General features: G+C 44.0%; 14 protein-coding genes. 7 read left to right on the top strand and 7 right to left on the bottom strand.

Annotation, left to right across the window (positions count from 1 at the left end; translation table 11 throughout):
* Positions 1 to 27: 27 nt before the first annotated feature.
* From ACHUET_RS09105 to ACHUET_RS09095, 3 genes are all read right to left on the bottom strand, one after another.
* Positions 28 to 1,689: a sigma-54-dependent transcriptional regulator gene (locus tag ACHUET_RS09105; RefSeq protein WP_394212298.1), complete on the bottom strand. Its 1,662-nt coding sequence runs from the start codon at positions 1,687 to 1,689 to the stop codon at positions 28 to 30.
* Positions 1,690 to 1,860: 171 nt separating this feature from the next.
* Positions 1,861 to 3,609 carry a sensor histidine kinase gene (locus ACHUET_RS09100; protein ID WP_394212297.1) on the bottom strand — a complete coding sequence of 583 codons (1,749 nt, stop codon included), beginning with the start codon at positions 3,607 to 3,609 and terminating at the stop codon, positions 1,861 to 1,863.
* Between the two features lie 36 nt (positions 3,610 to 3,645).
* Positions 3,646 to 4,281 (bottom strand): response regulator, encoded by a 636-nt coding sequence (locus ACHUET_RS09095; protein ID WP_058025905.1) that lies wholly within the window; start codon positions 4,279 to 4,281, stop codon positions 3,646 to 3,648.
* A 435-nt stretch (positions 4,282 to 4,716) separates the two neighbouring features.
* Between ACHUET_RS09095 and ACHUET_RS09090 the strand changes: the two genes are divergently transcribed.
* Both ACHUET_RS09090 and ACHUET_RS09085 read left to right on the top strand, forming a co-directional pair.
* A complete protein-coding gene (locus tag ACHUET_RS09090; protein WP_394212294.1) occupies positions 4,717 to 5,793 on the top strand; it encodes a serine hydrolase in 1,077 nt (358 codons plus the stop codon).
* 87 nt (positions 5,794 to 5,880) lie between these two features.
* On the top strand, positions 5,881 to 6,552 hold the full coding sequence (locus ACHUET_RS09085) for a thiamine phosphate synthase (protein WP_394212292.1): 672 nt from the start codon (positions 5,881 to 5,883) through the stop codon (positions 6,550 to 6,552).
* Positions 6,553 to 6,578: 26 nt separating this feature from the next.
* On the opposite strand, the gene ACHUET_RS09080 is transcribed toward ACHUET_RS09085, so the two are convergent.
* Positions 6,579 to 6,908 (bottom strand): TraR/DksA family transcriptional regulator, encoded by a 330-nt coding sequence (locus ACHUET_RS09080; protein WP_160020822.1) that lies wholly within the window; start codon positions 6,906 to 6,908, stop codon positions 6,579 to 6,581.
* A 442-nt stretch (positions 6,909 to 7,350) separates the two neighbouring features.
* On the opposite strand from ACHUET_RS09080, the gene ACHUET_RS09075 reads away from it, so the two are divergent.
* The 5 genes from ACHUET_RS09075 to ruvB all read left to right on the top strand — a co-directional run bounded on the left by ACHUET_RS09075 (position 7,351) and on the right by ruvB (position 12,522).
* Positions 7,351 to 8,565: a phosphoglycerate kinase gene (locus ACHUET_RS09075; RefSeq protein ID WP_394212290.1), complete on the top strand. Its 1,215-nt coding sequence runs from the start codon at positions 7,351 to 7,353 to the stop codon at positions 8,563 to 8,565.
* A 254-nt stretch (positions 8,566 to 8,819) separates the two neighbouring features.
* Positions 8,820 to 9,206, top strand: coding sequence for a hypothetical protein (locus tag ACHUET_RS09070; RefSeq protein WP_058025900.1), 387 nt, complete (start codon positions 8,820 to 8,822; stop codon positions 9,204 to 9,206).
* Positions 9,207 to 9,605: 399 nt separating this feature from the next.
* Positions 9,606 to 10,643: a class II fructose-bisphosphate aldolase gene (fba, locus tag ACHUET_RS09065; protein ID WP_071001960.1), complete on the top strand. Its 1,038-nt coding sequence runs from the start codon at positions 9,606 to 9,608 to the stop codon at positions 10,641 to 10,643.
* 98 nt (positions 10,644 to 10,741) lie between these two features.
* A complete protein-coding gene (gene ruvA / locus ACHUET_RS09060) occupies positions 10,742 to 11,362 on the top strand; it encodes a Holliday junction branch migration protein RuvA (protein WP_394212287.1) in 621 nt (206 codons plus the stop codon).
* A gap of 179 nt (positions 11,363 to 11,541) precedes the next feature.
* A complete protein-coding gene (ruvB, locus tag ACHUET_RS09055) occupies positions 11,542 to 12,522 on the top strand; it encodes a Holliday junction branch migration DNA helicase RuvB (RefSeq protein ID WP_394212358.1) in 981 nt (326 codons plus the stop codon).
* Between the two features lie 75 nt (positions 12,523 to 12,597).
* On the opposite strand, the gene ACHUET_RS09050 is transcribed toward ruvB, so the two are convergent.
* The 3 genes from ACHUET_RS09050 to ACHUET_RS09040 all read right to left on the bottom strand — a co-directional run bounded on the left by ACHUET_RS09050 (position 12,598) and on the right by ACHUET_RS09040 (position 16,603).
* On the bottom strand, positions 12,598 to 14,025 hold the full coding sequence (locus ACHUET_RS09050) for an FAD-binding oxidoreductase (RefSeq protein ID WP_394212285.1): 1,428 nt from the start codon (positions 14,023 to 14,025) through the stop codon (positions 12,598 to 12,600).
* A 96-nt stretch (positions 14,026 to 14,121) separates the two neighbouring features.
* A complete protein-coding gene (locus ACHUET_RS09045) occupies positions 14,122 to 15,780 on the bottom strand; it encodes an ABC1 kinase family protein (protein ID WP_394212283.1) in 1,659 nt (552 codons plus the stop codon).
* Between the two features lie 118 nt (positions 15,781 to 15,898).
* The gene (locus ACHUET_RS09040) at positions 15,899 to 16,603 is read right to left on the bottom strand and encodes a ubiquinone biosynthesis accessory factor UbiJ (RefSeq protein ID WP_394212281.1); all 705 of its coding nucleotides are present in this window, start codon (positions 16,601 to 16,603) and stop codon (positions 15,899 to 15,901) included.
* Positions 16,604 to 16,679 lie beyond the last annotated feature (76 nt).

Genomic DNA, 16,679 nt, shown 5'->3' with positions numbered 1-16,679 from the left:
AAATAAAAATTCAATGCTCTGATAGACCTACTCAGATTGGTCTTCTGCAATTTCTAGCTTTTTCATACGATAACGTAATGAGCGAAAAGTCGTCCCAAGTAGTTCTGCTGCTTGGGTTTTATTCCAGCCAGTTTGTTTGAGGGCTGTGATGATTAATTGCTTTTCTTGTTCCTGTAGATAATGCTCCAACCCTTGGGCTGGCAATTGACCATTAAGCGGTTCTTGCAGGTTTGCAGGCTCATTCTTTTCTGGTTGAATAGAACGATTGAGCGGTGCTTCCTGATTCGTATCACTTGGACTAATGGATGATTCTGTATGATTAGGCACTGAGCGCTGTGTCATTGAAGGGTAGTGTTGGGTATTAGTACGATAAGGGTGCAAGTTAGTTGTTTCTTGCTTGTGCTTTACAGCCGTTATCTCACTGTCGGATTGAAGCGCCTGTTCACGGTTTTCTGGGGTTTTAGATATTGTTTGGGTGGTTGGTTGAGATTGGCTTTGCTCATCTTCAAAGTCGAGATTAACATCAGGTAGGCCTAAATGACTGATATCAATGTCCGAAGTCTCTGCCAACGTCACTGCACGCTCAAGTAAATTACGTAGTTCACGAACGTTACCGGCAAAGTCATGACGCTGCAAACGTTCGCTGGCTTCGCGCGTTAGAGATGGGGGTGTCTCTAGCTGCCATTCAGCAGAAATCATGGCTAAAAAGTGCTCTGCTAACACAGGGATGTCATCACGTCGATCATTCAGTGTCGGCAGCTTAAGCTCAATCACATTGATACGATAATACAAGTCTTGTCGAAACGCACCATCCTGTACCAAGCGGCTCAAATCTTTATGAGTGGCGGATAAAATGCGGATGTCTACTGGTACTTCTTTGGTGTCACCAATGGCTCTCACAGTCTTTTCTTGGATGGCACGCAATAGCTTCACCTGCATGGCTAATGGTAAATCTGCCACCTCATCCAAAAATAAAGTACCGCCATTGGCTTGCTGAAACAATCCTTGCTTGTCAGCCACAGCCCCTGTAAAACTGCCTTTTTTGTGACCAAAAAACTCTGACTCCATCAGCTCAGAAGGTATTGCGCCGCAGTTCACTGGTACAAAGCTGCCATCTCGCCGTGGACTTAAATCATGAATCAGTCTAGCGACGACCTCTTTACCTGTACCAGATGCGCCAGATAAAAAAACAGGTGCTTGTGAGCGTGCCAATTTTAATATGGTGTTTTTAAGAGGGTGCATGACCGCAGAATCGCCGATTAGCCTAGCGTCCAGCATCTTTTGCTCAGGTGAGGATTCAGGAGTGGCCTGTGCCTCATTATCCTGATGAATAACCTTTAGCGCGTTTTCTACCAATTGACGTAATCTTGGTAGCTCAAGTGGTTTATTGACAAAATCAAAAGCACCAAGCTTCAGTGCTTCAATGGCCAGATCCATACTTCCATGAGCAGTGATGACGGCTATCGGCGTATTCGAGCTGTTGCTGATTTCTTTGACCAGCTCCAACCCTGAGCCATCAGGTAGTTTCAAGTCAGTGAGGCAAAAATCATAAGTATTGTCTTGCCAGTATGATCTTGCTTGCGCCAAAGTATAGGCCACATCACTTTTGATGCCCATCTTAGTCAAAGTGATTTGCATCAATCGGCATAGATCCACTTCGTCATCAACGACTAGCGCGCTTGTTGTCATACATTATCTCGTCAAGTTCAATGGCTACAAAGTATTAATAGCTAGGTCTAAATAGGGGTAAACTTCTTTTACAAAGAAATGTGTAAATCAATCAGGTATGGTGGCTATTAGCTACCAATATATAATGTTCAAAAATTTGTGATTAAGTAGTATCTTGATTCATGACTGGGATTAATAAAGCTTTTCTTCAACGGCTTGAAAAATATTGTCAGAGTCAATAGCAGGCGAAATTAAACGAAAACACGTTTTTTCATGTTCAGGAATATAGAGCAGACGTGCCTGATTGGCTTCACAAAAGGCTTGCGATAAATATAGTCCTAAGCCGGTGCCAGCTTTGTCTGTTGTAAAAAATGGATTAAACAAATGTTTTAAATCTTCAGTCTTGATACCATCACCATTATCCAATATGTCAATTATAACATCGTTGTCTGCGCAGTAAATCTCGATTTCTACATAAGCATGAGGGTGGCTATAACTGCTATAACGCAAGCCATTGTTGATCAAATTAATCAAAATTTGCTCTAACTGGTGAGGATCAAATGATATGGTCGGTTGGGTTTTTACATGTAGAAAAATGTCGTGCCCTTGAAAATAGTTATCCAAAAATGCTGGCATCCATTCAGCCAAAACAATGGCTTGTTGAGAGGCCGCTTGCTGGCGAGACAGTTTTAAAATATCTTCAATAATACGGTTGACGCGTTTGGTTTGTGAAAATATCATCTCATAGAGTTCATGATTGCCACTCATGTCGACGTTTGATGCATTTGCCTCAATTTCGGTCAAGTCTTCCATCAGTAGTTGGCTGGCTTGTGAGATAGCGGCTAGAGGATTTCTAATTTCATGAGCAATACTGGCAGTGAGTTGTCCTAACGACGCCAGTTTTAATTGTTGGGCGCTGGCCTGCTCACGGCGTAAGTCTTCTAATAGGACTAATTTGCTCTCATCTTTTAGCGGGATGATTTGTACGCGTAGCTTACCAAATATCGAAGCGTTTGCCACCTCAGGCACATCGTACGTAAACGTACGCGTTTGTCCTGCAGCCACTGACAAGCAAGCTTGGAGTAGCTGAGAATGCTGTTTACTAAGTTGGTGTTTAAAGTTAAAGAGAGTGGCATGAGGCGTATCGCCTCTCATCTTTTCTGTATCAGTTGAAGTGCTAGATGCACGCAATGATGAGTCCTGTGTGACACTAAGCAGTTGGTGGGCTGCTAGATTTGCAAGGACGATATCCTGTTTATCGATGACAATCACACCATTGACCATTTGTGTAATCACTTCTTGATTGATGACATTGAGTCGTTCAACCTCTTTGGCATGACTTTGTGCAACTTTCTCAAGCTGTACCAAGCGTTGTGAGATAGACCAACTCAAACCACCTACTGCCAAGAAGCTTGCTGACATCAGCAAAGCATCCCCTAGATTGGCCAAATTCATACTATTGGCAATGGCATAAAAAAACTGCTGATAGATAACAAAGATAATAGCCAGTAAGGTGATAACTAGCGCTTGTGAACCATGCAATAGCATAAAGCTGGCGGCGACAACGACCATATAGAGCATGGTCAGTTGTAAGTCCGGCTCACCTGCTGTATACAGCAATAAGCTTAATATAATGACGTCTAATACTAGCCCAAACGCTAACTGTCGGCGCATCTGCTTTGTGACAACATAAAACAACCCAAGCAAAATTAAGCTTAGCATCACATAAAAGCTCAGGGCTGTCTGCTGCAAAAAACTGGGGAGAGAGGCGCTATCACCGGTGCGTGCAGATATATATATCATCAGCATAGAAAATATACTGACGACAAAACGATAACTGCTATAAATAATGCCTAGTCTGCGCAGCTGCGGCAAAGGAAGCGTATCATCGTGGTGTATATAGCGACTAATAGCAGAAATGATGGTGGTAGCAGGTTTCATAAATTGACCGTGATGACAAATGAGATACTAAGCAACTTATGGTTGAATCAAACCATGGCGAATGGCCAAATGGGTTAATTTTACATCACTATCAACCCCGACTTTTTCATAAATACGGTAGCGATAGGTATTGATGGTTTTGACGCTGACAAATAACTGATCAGCAATCTGCTGCGGGCTTTGGCAATTGACCACCATCATAGCCACTTGCTTTTCTCTATCACTCAATAAATCAAAAGGCGAGCTGGCATTATCAGACAATAAGACGTCCGCCAATTGTTCAGCAACGTCTTGGCTAAAGTAACGACCACCTTGATAGATTTTTTTGACCGCGCGTATCATCTCATCAAGTGGCGTGCCTTTCGTGATATAACCATTGACACCAGCTTTGATGAGCATTGAGGGATAGGGCTGTGCAGACATACTACTAACCGCTAAAATCTTGATACCCATATCGAGTTGAATCAAGCGTTTGGTCGCTTCAAGACCACCAATATTAGGCATGTTGACATCTAGCAATACCACGTCAGGACGTAACTGCTTGGCTTGCTTGATAGCCATATCACCACTATCTGCTTCGCCCACTACTTCGATATCGGGGCTGTCTGACAACATACGGCTAATACCCATCCGTACTAAATCATGATCATCGACCACCAACACTTTAATCATAACCATACTCTTTATCGTTTGTCAGAATGAATGTTTTTATAAGGGTTAAATAATAGAAAAAACAAAGTTAACATAAGCCATTTTTTGATTCTAAATACAGTTTTTTGATTTTAAATGCATAGGATACGGCTAATGTGCTGTATCAATATCTTCATTTAATATAATAAAGTACAAAGAATCATAACATTCTAAGTTAAGTTATATTGCTGTATTGTTAATCAGTGTTTCTAAAATATAAATCAGTTGTATCAAAGTTTGAATGAAGCCAAAAAAAACCATTAAATCAGTTTGATAGATTAGACTTAAATGTAAACCATGATACACTAAAAATACAAAAGCTCTATGTGAGTACTTACAAACACATCTATAAACGCTACGTACGTTCTTGACGTCAGGCAGTATGTAACTGGCGTGATAGCGACAGCAGGAGGCATAATGAAGCAACTACCATTAACCAAACAGCAATTGATCGCTGCTATGATTTCATTGAGTTTGGGCAGTGTTGCACAAGCCGCACTTACGATTAATGGTAGCACTGAGACAGCTTCTAGTGCACGCTTGAGTTGGGGCGGTGCGGATAGCTTGTCTGAAGCGCGTAACATCATGTACAAGTCCAATGGCTCTGCTATCAAAAAAGTCGACAATGGCTATGGTACGACCAATATCACGAATAGCAACAGTTTTGCTAGCAGTAACAATACTGCTCGATACAATACGACTTATCGCGGTGCGTTTGGTAGCAGTGATATGATCCCAATCAGTACTGACTCGCGCAGTGTCGCGGTGATTGATGCTGAAACGGGCGAATCTATCTACGAAAAAGACGCCGATATTGCACGTCCTATGGCCAGTATTACCAAAATAATGACAGCCATGGTTGTGCTAGATGCAGGTCTTGATATGCGTGAAGAAATCACGCTTGATCCAGAAGACTTTGTTGGACCGAAACGTGCAAGTTCACGCTTGAAAGCAGGCGATCGCATGAACCGTGCCGAAATCCTATTGATGGCTTTGATGAAGTCTGAAAACCCAGCCGCAAAGAGCTTGGCGCGTAACTATCCAGGTGGCTACAATGCCTTTATCCGTGCCATGAATAGAAAAGCTCAGGATTTAGGTATGACCACGGCGTTTTTCGGTGATCCAACGGGTCTTGATAAGCGTAACGTCGCCTCATCGAATGATCTTGTTAAAATGGTTCGTGCGGCTGGCAACTACGATGTCATTCGTCGCTTCTCTACTACCAAGAGCTATGACTTCTTTGTTTCAAACTACTCAAGTGGCAACCGCACTTATAAAGCCAACAACACTAGTAGCTTGGTTCGTGCAGGTGATTACCCAATCGGCATCTCAAAAACAGGTTTTATTAATGAAGCTGGGCGCTGTGTTGTGATGGAAACGCGAGTTAATAATCGTCCTGCAATTATCGTTATCCTAGGGGCAAACAGCTCAGCCACGCGTTGGGGCGATGCTAAAAACATTCTAAACAGCTTGGCGACACGTCGTACCGTATAAACACGCTGTTCTAAATATATAAAGAAGGCTGTTATATCATATAACAGCCTTTTTATTGTGTTGAGTTTAAGATTAAGGATTTGCCTTATGAACCAGTCACCAATCTCATCTGCGATACCCAAGCTATATTTGCTGACTAATGATGATGAATTTGAATTGTTATATCAAAAGTTAGATGCCGCCTTATCGACAGGACTGATCGCACTATTACAGATTCGGCGCAAGCAAACGCTTAGTCTGCCAGACGGCAAGGTAGCGCTTTATGAAGAAGCCAAACGGATTGTTGATCTGGCCAAAGCGTATAACGTTGCAGTCGTTATGAATGATGATATCGCACTAGCAGCCAAGCTTGGTATTGGTGTGCACCTTGGGCAAGGAGATGGCAAAATTGGTGATGCCTTGCAGTCTCTTGAATCGACTCAAATCATTGGTCGAACTTGCCATGGAAATGTTGAATTGGTTAAAGAGGCGAAGGTTGATGGCGCAAGCTATGCTGCGATGGGTGCCATATTTACATCTACCACAAAACCGAGTGCTGACATTATCTCACGTCAGAACCTAATTGAAGGCTGTCAGCAAGACATACCTATATGTGTGATAGGCGGATTGACCGCAGAAAATATTTCAGAGCTGGCAGACATACCAATTGCGCTTGTGGCGGTAGTAGGCGATATTATGGACTTGCCTGTAGAAAAAATCGCCGAGCGTTGCTATGAATGGCAACAGGCATTTTCTAAATGGAAAACACCTGCTGTATAAAATGTGTTTTAAACAAGGTCTATTAGCTATTCAGCATGTTCCATACATAAAGTAGCGTAGGGCAGCGCTTCTAAACGTTGCTCTTCGATTGGCTCACCGCAGACCTCGCACTCGCCATAAGTACCGTTTTCAATCCGACTTAAGGCATTTTCGACATAGATTAGGCTCTGACGTGCTTCGCTCATTAAATTTTTGCGCATATCATTTTGACGATAGGATATAGCCTGATCTTCCCAGTGCTCATTGAGATCATCTTGTGGGTTTTGGATATGATCTTCGATTTTGTCAATGCGAGACTCGTACTCATCTTTTAGTTTTAATAGATTTTGCTTGGCAGTGTCTAAGTTGATACTCATTGTGTTCTCCTAAAAAGTTATTGTTATTGTCAACGCTTCTATCATAAAGAGCCTGACTGCTGAGTACCACCACGAAATGTTACTGTTTATTGAATGAGTTCAAAGCTAGCAGTTACAACCGTTCCTTATCAATGCTGGGATAAAATTACCCACTCAATATTTTCATGTTTTTAAGAATCGTGAAAGTTTGCTTGTGAGCATCTCATAGAAAACTGATAGAATACACCGCCACTGATTTCTACTCACTTATCTGTTCCAGTAGCTTGGTGTGATAGTTAGTATAAAGGCTCAGTGATAAAGACATAGAAAGATAGCAAGTGTGCAGTCTAATAAGGCTCATTGTTAGAGCGCATATAGTAGATGATTGTTAAAAAATTATTCGTCATATCAATCATGATAGTAATCGTAAATTAATAGATATATTGATGCATAGGAGCAGGTAATGAATTTTTTGCGTATGAGCGAGCTGAACTTAACCGACAAAGTAGTATTGATCCGAGAAGATTTAAATGTTCCTATTAAAGACGGTAAAGTCACGAGTGATGCCCGCTTACAAGCAAGTCTACCTACTATTGAGATGGCGCTAGAGAAGGGTGCCGCTGTTATTGTTTGTTCACATCTGGGACGCCCAACAGAAGGCAATCCTGAGTCTATTTATTCATTGGCACCAGTTGCTGATTATTTGACAGACAAATTGGGCTCGCAATTAGCGTCACCAGTGCGCCTCAATAATGATTACCTAACTCAAGGCGCTTCTGTAAAATCTGGCGAAGTCGTACTACTAGAGAATGTGCGTTTTAACGATGGTGAAAAGAAAAACGATGCGACGTTAGCAAAAAAATACGCGGATTTATGTGATGTCTTTGTCATGGATGCATTTGGTACCGCGCACCGTGCGCAAGCATCAACAGAAGGCGTGACCCAATTGATGCGTCAAGCAGACAAAACTGTTTGTGCAGGGCCTTTATTGGCAGCGGAGCTTGATGCCTTGAGTCTAGCGCTCGAAACACCAGCTCAGCCTATGCTTGCCATCGTTGGTGGCTCAAAAGTGTCTACCAAGTTGGAAGTTTTACATAGCTTGGCTGAAGTCTGTACACAGATTATCGTTGGTGGTGGTATTGCCAATACTTTCTTAGCGGCGCAGGGGCATAGTGTGGGCGCGTCGCTATACGAAGCAGATTTAATCGATACTGCGCGCGATATCATGACCAAGACTGAGATACTACTGCCTGAGTATGTGGTTGTTGCTGATAAGAATGATATCGATTTTGCTGACTTTACTGGCTCGTTGCAAAGGGCAGTTGCGACAATCAAGTCTGTTGATGCCATTGGTGATAATGACATGATATTGGATATCGCGCCACAAAGTGCAAAGCAACTTGCTGATGCCGTTATTCATGCAAAAACGATCTTGTGGAATGGTCCAGTGGGTGTTTTTGAAGTTGATGCTTTTGGTCAAGGGACGCAAATACTGGCAACAGCCGTAAGAGACAGCGACGGTTTTTCAATTGCGGGTGGCGGTGATACATTGGCTGCTATTGATAAATACCAAGTCGCTGATGGTGTCAGTTATATGTCAACGGGCGGCGGTGCATTTTTAGAGTTTGTAGAAGGTAAGGTGCTCCCAGCAGTTGCTGCGTTGCAAATTAATGCTTAACTACTTAACGTTACTCAGTATTTTCGTAACATTAGACGTACAACTAATAGTAAACATCTAAGGTAGTCTGTGAAAATAATATTTTGACTTTTATTTGGCCTATTTATATTGGTATAGCTAAAGTTTATAGTCATTGATTATTAAGCAGTAATTATTTGTTTCTACACTGAAAATTATTATTGCATGTCTCATTCGTACTCTATAAAATAGCGCGACCATGTATCTTGACATGCATTATTTACGAGAGGTTTATTATGTTAAAACGTCATTTGTTACTTGCTAGCATACTTGCTGGTACTTTTGCAGTTACTGCATGTAGCCAACAAACAGAAGAGAACACTGAAGCTGCTGTTGAATCAGCTGGCGATGATGCTGCTGCAAATGCTGATGCCGCTGCTGCTGAAACGGATGCTGCTGCTGCTGAAGCTGAAGCTGCTGCTCAAAACGCTGGTGCTGAAGTTGCTGAAAGTGCAGACACTGCTGGTGCAGCTGCAACAGACGCTCTAGAAAACACTGGTGATGCTATCGCTGAAGGTACTAATACAGCAGTTGAAAATACTGCTGAAGCAGTTGCTGACGGTGCCAATGCTGTTGCTGATGGTGCTAACGATGTTGCAGTTGATGCAGAGCAACAGTACTAAGCTACGCAATAACTATGCGATATAATGGCTGAAATTTTTGAATGCTTTACATTGTAAGTCATTCATTATAATAGCCATTGCTTTATAAGCCTCGAAATATTAAAAAAGCCTTGGTGATTGCCAAGGCTTTTTGCGTTCTATATTATGAGTATAAGAGATAAAACGGTTCAGTTGTCGTAGACACCAATAAGAGAAAGAGACTGATTAGACTGACAAATAGTCAGGCAACCGCTACGAAGACAGCACAATTTTTGCTATAATCACCGCGTGATAATCATATCCCAAATGAGTCAGACTTTGACTGTTATATACATAGTCAGTATGGTCGAGCAGATAGTGGAATGATTGTTACAAAGCTGCATTTAAAATACTATTCAAAATCCAATCAGAGAGCGTCTTATGGCCCTAATATCCTTACGTCAACTTCTAGATCATGCCGCTGAACACAACTACGGTGTTCCTGCCTTTAACGTCAATAACTTAGAGCAAATGCGCGCAATCATGATGGCTGCGGATGCTTGTGATTCACCTGTTATTGTCCAAGCCAGTGCGGGCGCACGTAATTATGCAGGGTCGGCATTTTTGCGTCATTTGATTATTGCTGCTATTGAAGAATGGCCACATATTCCAGTGGTTATGCATCAAGATCACGGTATGTCACCAGCTATCTGCCAGCGCTCGATTCAGCTTGGTTTCTCATCAGTCATGATGGACGGCTCGCTCGGTGAAGATGGCAAAACGCCAATGGATTATGATTACAATGCTAGCGTCACTCGTGAAGTGGTCAAAATGGCACACGCGTGCGGTGTTTCTGTAGAAGGCGAAATCGGTTGCCTAGGTAGCCTTGAGACCGGTATGGCAGGCGAAGAAGATGGTTCTGGCGCAGAAGGCGTATTAGATCATGAGCAGCTTTTGACCAGTGCTGATGAAGCTGAGCAATTTGTCAAAGACACTAATGTTGATGCGCTAGCAATCGCTATCGGTACGAGCCACGGTGCTTACAAATTCACGCGTCCACCGACAGGCGATATTTTATCGATTGAGCGAGTGAAAGAGATTCATGCTCGTATTCCTAACACCCATCTTGTCATGCATGGCTCTTCATCAGTGCCGCAAGAATGGCTAAAAGTCATCAATGAAAATGGCGGTGATATTGGCGAAACTTATGGTGTGCCTGTCGAGCAGATCGTCGAAGCGATCAAGCATGGTGTGCGTAAAGTAAATATCGATACCGATTTGCGTCTAGCATCAACAGGCGCTATCCGTGAGTTTTTGGCAAATAATCCAAGCGAATTTGACCCACGTAAATACTTTAAAGCGTCTATGGTCGCGATGTCAGATATCTGCACCAATCGTTTTGAAGCGTTTGGTTCTGCTGGTCAAGCGCATAAAATTCGTCCAATTAGCCTCGAAGGCATGGTCGATTTTTATCAGTAAGGCTAGGCCAATATTAGCATGAGGCTGTATTGGTACAGGCGTTCTTGTGCAATAAATGGCAGCAGATTTAACTTTATAATAACCGACAGAGGTGAGTGATGATTGGATTGATTACCGGACAGGTGCAATACTTAATGGCGCCAACAGCCTGTATCATGACAACCTCTGGTGTGGGTTATGATATCGAGCTGCCATTGCCGTCATTTTGTCAATTGCATCTCAACGAGCAGGCGAGTATTTGGACACATTTTCATGTACGTGAAGATGCGCAACTGCTCTACGGTTTTATTGACCGTAAAGAGCGCGATGTCTTTCGCCAATTGATTAAGATCAATGGCGTTGGGGCAAAAATGGCATTGGCGATGCTGTCTGCAATGTCAGCGGCTGAGTTAAAAATGCATGTTGAGCAAGAGTCGGAAACGGCATTAACTCGCATCCCCGGTATTGGTAAGAAGACGGCTCAGCGCTTATTGATTGAGCTAAAAGACAAGCTAAAAAATATCGAAGTAGATAACGGCTCGTTTGAGCTTATGCCTCAGCAAACCGCCGTTTCTCACGAAGGCAGTATCATTGCTGAAGTAGAAGGTGCGCTGATCAGCTTGGGCTACAAAGAAAAAGAAGCTCAGCTAGCCATCAAAGCGGCTAAAAGTAAAGGTGATACCTTTGTAGACACTCAGGGCTTGTTAAAAGCAACCTTACAGCAGTTGTCTGGTTTCTAAGATCACGTTCCAAAGTCATCTATCGATAATAACAAAATAGTGCATTTAACAGATAAGCGACATTGAGTGTCGCTTATTTTCGTTTTGGTGCCTGTTTAATGAGGTTTTGCATGACTTATGCGCAGCGTTTGGTTATGCTATTTATTACCTAATTTTTTAATATAATGATAAATTCTATGATGCAAGATCGCTTAATTAATCCGCTAGAAGGCGCGAACGATGCTCCTGACGCCAGTATCCGACCAGCATTATTGGCTGAGTATATTGGTCAGCCAGTGGTGCGTGAGCAAATGGAGGTGTTCATCGGTGCTGCCCGTGGCCGTGATGAAGCGTTAGATCATACGCTCATATTTGGTCCCCCAGGACTGGGTAAGACGACCCTTGCCAATATTATCGCGCGCGAAATGGGTGGTAACCTGCGCTCCACTTCAGGGCCTGTGCTTGAGCGTCCAGGTGATCTAGCTGCTATGCTGACCAATCTAGAAGCGGGTGACGTGCTGTTTATTGATGAGATTCACCGTTTGAGCTCGGTCATTGAGGAGATACTCTATCCAGCGATGGAAGATTTTCAGCTGGATATTATGATTGGTGAAGGGCCCGCTGCGCGCTCTATTAAGCTTGATCTACCGCCTTTCACATTGGTGGCAGCAACGACGAGAGCAGGGCTATTGACCTCACCGTTGCGTGATCGTTTTGGTATCGTACAGCGACTCGAATTTTATAATATTGCTGATCTCACAACAATTGTAAGCCGAGCAGCGCGCTTAATGCGCGTGCCTATGAGCGAGGATGGCGCTATTGAGATTGCTCGCCGTGCACGCGGTACACCAAGGATTGCTAACCGCCTGTTACGCCGTGTGCGTGATTATGCTGAGGTAAAAGGCGATGGTAGTATCAATGGTGCGATTGCAGGTAGTGCGCTAGACATGTTGGCAGTGGATAGACGTGGTCTCGATCATCTAGACAGGCGCTATATAGAGATATTACACGAGCGCTTCGATGGTGGTCCTGCTGGGGTGGAAGCCGTGGCAGCGGCAATGGCAGAGGATAGAGGTACGTTAGAGGACGTGATTGAACCTTATCTTATTCAACAAGGATATGTCCTGCGTACCGCTCGTGGACGGGTACTGACACAGATGGCCATTGATCAAATGTTATAACAATAAATATTGAAAAATCGCCTACTTTCAATCAAAAGTAGGCGATTTTTTTCGGCTATCGCTTTAATAAGGCTATTAGGAAGGAGATAAAGCCTCAGGCCATATTTTTCCTGGGTTGAAAATATTTTTGGGATCAAGGGCTGACTTGATAGCTTGCATCAGCATTAGCGCGTTACCATGCTCTTGCTGCATGTATTTTTGTTTGCCTTGCCCGATGCCGTGCTCGCCCGTACAAGTACCATCCATCTCGATAGCGCGCGTGGCTAAGCGTCCGATAATGCCCTCAGCGGTGGCGACTTCCTCAGGGTTGCCCGCATCGACCAATAACAAGACATGAAAATTGCCATCACCAACGTGACCGACGATAGGACCAATCATACCAGCATCTTCAATATCTTTTGCGGTGGCGCTAACGCACTCAGCTAGACGTGAAATAGGCACACAGGCGTCAGTAGATAACGCGCTAGCTTCAGGTCTCAGAGCAGAACTGGCATAATAAGCATTGTGCCTTGCTTGCCAAAGGCGCTTGCGCTCAGCTTCATTGGTATCCCAAGCAAAATCACGACCACCAAACTCTTCGATGATATCGCTAAAGAGCTTGGCTTGCTCAGCAACGCCTGCTTCTGTACCATGAAATTCGACAAACAACGTCGGTGTTTCGGTTAAATCAAGATTATCATATTGGTTACATGCTTTGATTTGCATGGCGTCAAGCAGCTCGATACGAGCAATAGGTAAGCACATCTGAATGGTCAGCATCACTGCCTGACAGGCATCTTCGATGGTCGAAAAATGACAAATACCACTACCTATACATTCGCTAATGCCAGACAGTTTCAGCGTGATTTCAGTGACAATTCCCAGTGTCCCTTCCGAACCAATCATCAAGCGCGTCAGATCATAGCCTGCGGCAGATTTTTTGGCGCGCGTACCTGTACGTACGATATCGCCGTTCGCAGTCACCACCTCAAGCGCGAGTACCACATCTTTCATGGTGCCATAACGCACCGCATTGGTACCTGAGGCGCGAGTGGCGACCATGCCACCGATACTAGCATTAGCGCCGGGGTCTATCGGAAAAAACAGCCCTGTATCACGTAAGTAGTGATTTAACTGCTCACGCGTCACACCAGGTTGTATCGTAACGGTCAAATCTTCGTTATGAACCTGCAAAATGGCATCCATTGCGTGCATGTCTATGCATAACCCACCATAAGGTGCATTGAGCTGGCCTTCCAAAGACGAACCGATACCAAATGCGATTACTGGCATCTCATACTGATTACAAATCTCGACCGCCGCTGCTACTTCCTGTTTATCCTGTACCGTTAATACTGCATCTGGGGGCTGATTAGTCAGCCACGTCATTGTATGGCCATGCTGCTCACGTACTGTCGAATTCACACTCAGTTTTTTGCCAAAACGTTCCTGTAAGGCTGTAATAGCCTTACTATAGTCTGGCTTGATAGTGTTATGAGTCTGTGACAATGGTAGTGATGACATGATGAATCCTATAGATAATGCGAGTATTTGGCATTAAGTTAGCATATTCAATATCCATTTAATATACTTTAATGACAGGCATTTGTTCTATTTTAACTAAGCTAGGATACGCCATACAACGGCTAAAACAGCTAACAAATAAAACAATGGCGCAAACCAGCCTACTTGAGTTGCAATACCAATATTTATTCCGAATCCAGCCAATGCCAGCCAATCGCGGCGACGGTCGTTGAGCATATCAGCACGAATTTGTTGTATTTCACGCAGTTGGCTGTCTTGCCGTGATCCTTGTGAGGCGAGGCTTTGTAGCCCTTGATCCAGTAGCTTGGGAATATCAGTGGTAGACAAGAGTAGCTCAGGTAACTGTTGGCGTAGCTGTTGTAGATTGCGCATCGGGTCTAACTGTTCTTTAATCCAGCTACTTAGGATTGGTTTGGCAAGTGACCAGATATCAAGATCAGGATACAAGTCACGACCGAGACCCTCTACATGTACCAAGGTTTTGAGTAATAGCATCAGCTGCGGCGGGATACTCATATGATGGCGACGAGCAATGTCTAAAATCTGCATCAGTACACCAGCAAAATCGATATCATTAATTGATTTTTGTAGCATAGGGCCAACAGTGCGCTTCATATCACGCATTAGGGCATGTTTATCAGCATTTGGTGGTATCCAACCTGCACGGCTAACGATGTCAACGACCGCAGTAAAGTTGTTATTCATGACCGCAAGTAGCATACGTGCCACGATAAGCTGATCATCTTTTGACAGGGTACCCATGATGGCGCAATCAAGCCCGATATAGCGTGGCTGATGACCCAAATCAACCGCTGCCATATCTGCATGCAATGTTTTGACAGGCGGTGTTTCTACGAAGACATTACCTGGATGCATATCGGCATGAAAAAAGTTATCACGAAAGACTTGGGTAAAAAATATCGTCAAGCCTTTCTCTGCCAGTGCGGCACGGTCATAACCCAGCTGATCAAACACCTCAACTTGTGAGATAGGAACGCCTTGAATACGTTCCATGACCATCACGTTTTTGGCAGCATCATACACTTCAGGCACATACATCAATGCAGAACCCAAAAAGTTGTTGCGCATCTGCGTAGTATTGTCCGCCTCAAGCGTCAAATCCAGCTCATTGAGCATCACTTGTCGATAGTCTTCGACAATATCGATAATATGGACGGCACGTGCCGCTTCGATACGAGCTGATGCCCAACTTGCCAATTCCCGCAGTAACTCAAAGTCAGAGACAATCACAGTACGAATATCGGGACGCACGACTTTAACCACGACTTCACGCCCATCATGCAAGGCCGCAGTATGGACTTGGGCGATAGAAGCGGCTGCCAGTGGTTTAATATCAAATCGTGCAAACAATGTATCGACGGACTGACCGAGACCATGTTTGGGATGCTCAATTTGGGCGACAGCAATATCAGCGTCAAAAGGTTTAACTTTATCCTGTAGCTGTACTAATTGAGCGATGATCTCAGGCGGTACCAAGTCTCGACGCGTTGATAGCAGTTGGCCTAATTTGAGAAACAGCGTACCCATATCTTCAAGCGCGTACTTGAACCCATTCGGCTGATGCTTTTTACCCCATGCTGCTGGATGCGTACGAATTAATCGTGCTAAAGGTTGCAGCTGCGGCGCTTCTTCGACAGATAAATGGGTATCAAGGCGATAAGTTGCGGCGATACGCCAAAGTTCAAGTAGACGGGCGCGGTGAGATAGTAGCATGGGATTGGGTACTCTGGACAAAAACGAAAATAGGGTAGGCGCTGTGCGTCATTATAGACAATGCTATAAATAATAGCGTGTGCTCATCATTGATAAGATGAGCTACTAGTAAAACAAACTATTGATGAAAAGAATTGTTAAGGAAACGTGCTTGCTCTTCTTTGATAGCCGCAAGCTTGGCCTCTTCACGTTCGACATCAGCACGCAACTTTAGAATCTGCTGTTTGAGATCGTTTACTTCAGCGACTTCGATAGGGTCAGGCGCGCTATTGCCTGCCACATCATTGGCCCAATCGCTGACATCGTCAAATGCACGTTTGGCACTATGACGCCAGCTACCTTTAAGCTGAGAGATAAGAAGATGTAATTGGCTGGCCATTGGTTTGCCGATTAATGGCTCAAGCTGCCCAGCCAAATCAGGATCAAAGCCAGCCACCAGCTGTTTGAGCTGCATCAGTACTTTGTAATCGCCTGCGATTGGTAGGTTACCCTCGGCGCCGCGCATCAGATTGAGAAGTTGAGCTGGATTATCGACAGTAATGGTACAGTCCGGACGGCTATGACCCAAACGGGCACGCTCCATACTGGCTTTTTGGCGCTCACTCATCTGACCACTTGGCTCAAATACGCTGTCTGTCGTGACTGGCTCAAAACGCAAACGTTCATGAGTGAACAATATGTCCAAATGAATGTCAGGCATGCCCATGTTGAGACGCAATACTTTACCAGCAAGCGGCGCTAACCCTGCCTTGGTAATCTCGTCGCTAGCAATGGCAATGTTAATCAGCTTTTCGGCACCAGCCAATAGTAAGACAGTCAGCATAAGGCTCTCGCATCATTAAGTGAGCGCCTTTTCATCAGCGCATAAGTGGTTATCATCAATATGGTTTCACCAAGTG

This window comes from Psychrobacter piscatorii (genome assembly GCF_043641605.1).
Lineage (GTDB): Bacteria > Pseudomonadota > Gammaproteobacteria > Pseudomonadales > Moraxellaceae > Psychrobacter > Psychrobacter piscatorii_C.
This window is presented reverse-complemented; position numbering and strand designations above follow the sequence as displayed.

Coding starts and splice junctions, on each gene's coding strand:
- ACHUET_RS09105 (WP_394212298.1), bottom strand. CDS start 1,689: ATGACAACAAGCGCGCTAGTCGTTGATGACGAAGTGGATCTATGCCGA.
- ACHUET_RS09100 (WP_394212297.1), bottom strand. CDS start 3,609: ATGAAACCTGCTACCACCATCATTTCTGCTATTAGTCGCTATATACAC.
- ACHUET_RS09095 (WP_058025905.1), bottom strand. CDS start 4,281: ATGATTAAAGTGTTGGTGGTCGATGATCATGATTTAGTACGGATGGGT.
- ACHUET_RS09090 (WP_394212294.1), top strand. CDS start 4,717: ATGAAGCAACTACCATTAACCAAACAGCAATTGATCGCTGCTATGATT.
- ACHUET_RS09085 (WP_394212292.1), top strand. CDS start 5,881: ATGAACCAGTCACCAATCTCATCTGCGATACCCAAGCTATATTTGCTG.
- ACHUET_RS09080 (WP_160020822.1), bottom strand. CDS start 6,908: ATGAGTATCAACTTAGACACTGCCAAGCAAAATCTATTAAAACTAAAA.
- ACHUET_RS09075 (WP_394212290.1), top strand. CDS start 7,351: ATGAATTTTTTGCGTATGAGCGAGCTGAACTTAACCGACAAAGTAGTA.
- ACHUET_RS09070 (WP_058025900.1), top strand. CDS start 8,820: ATGTTAAAACGTCATTTGTTACTTGCTAGCATACTTGCTGGTACTTTT.
- fba (WP_071001960.1), top strand. CDS start 9,606: ATGGCCCTAATATCCTTACGTCAACTTCTAGATCATGCCGCTGAACAC.
- ruvA (WP_394212287.1), top strand. CDS start 10,742: ATGATTGGATTGATTACCGGACAGGTGCAATACTTAATGGCGCCAACA.
- ruvB (WP_394212358.1), top strand. CDS start 11,542: ATGCAAGATCGCTTAATTAATCCGCTAGAAGGCGCGAACGATGCTCCT.
- ACHUET_RS09050 (WP_394212285.1), bottom strand. CDS start 14,025: ATGTCATCACTACCATTGTCACAGACTCATAACACTATCAAGCCAGAC.
- ACHUET_RS09045 (WP_394212283.1), bottom strand. CDS start 15,780: ATGCTACTATCTCACCGCGCCCGTCTACTTGAACTTTGGCGTATCGCC.
- ACHUET_RS09040 (WP_394212281.1), bottom strand. CDS start 16,603: ATGCTGACTGTCTTACTATTGGCTGGTGCCGAAAAGCTGATTAACATT.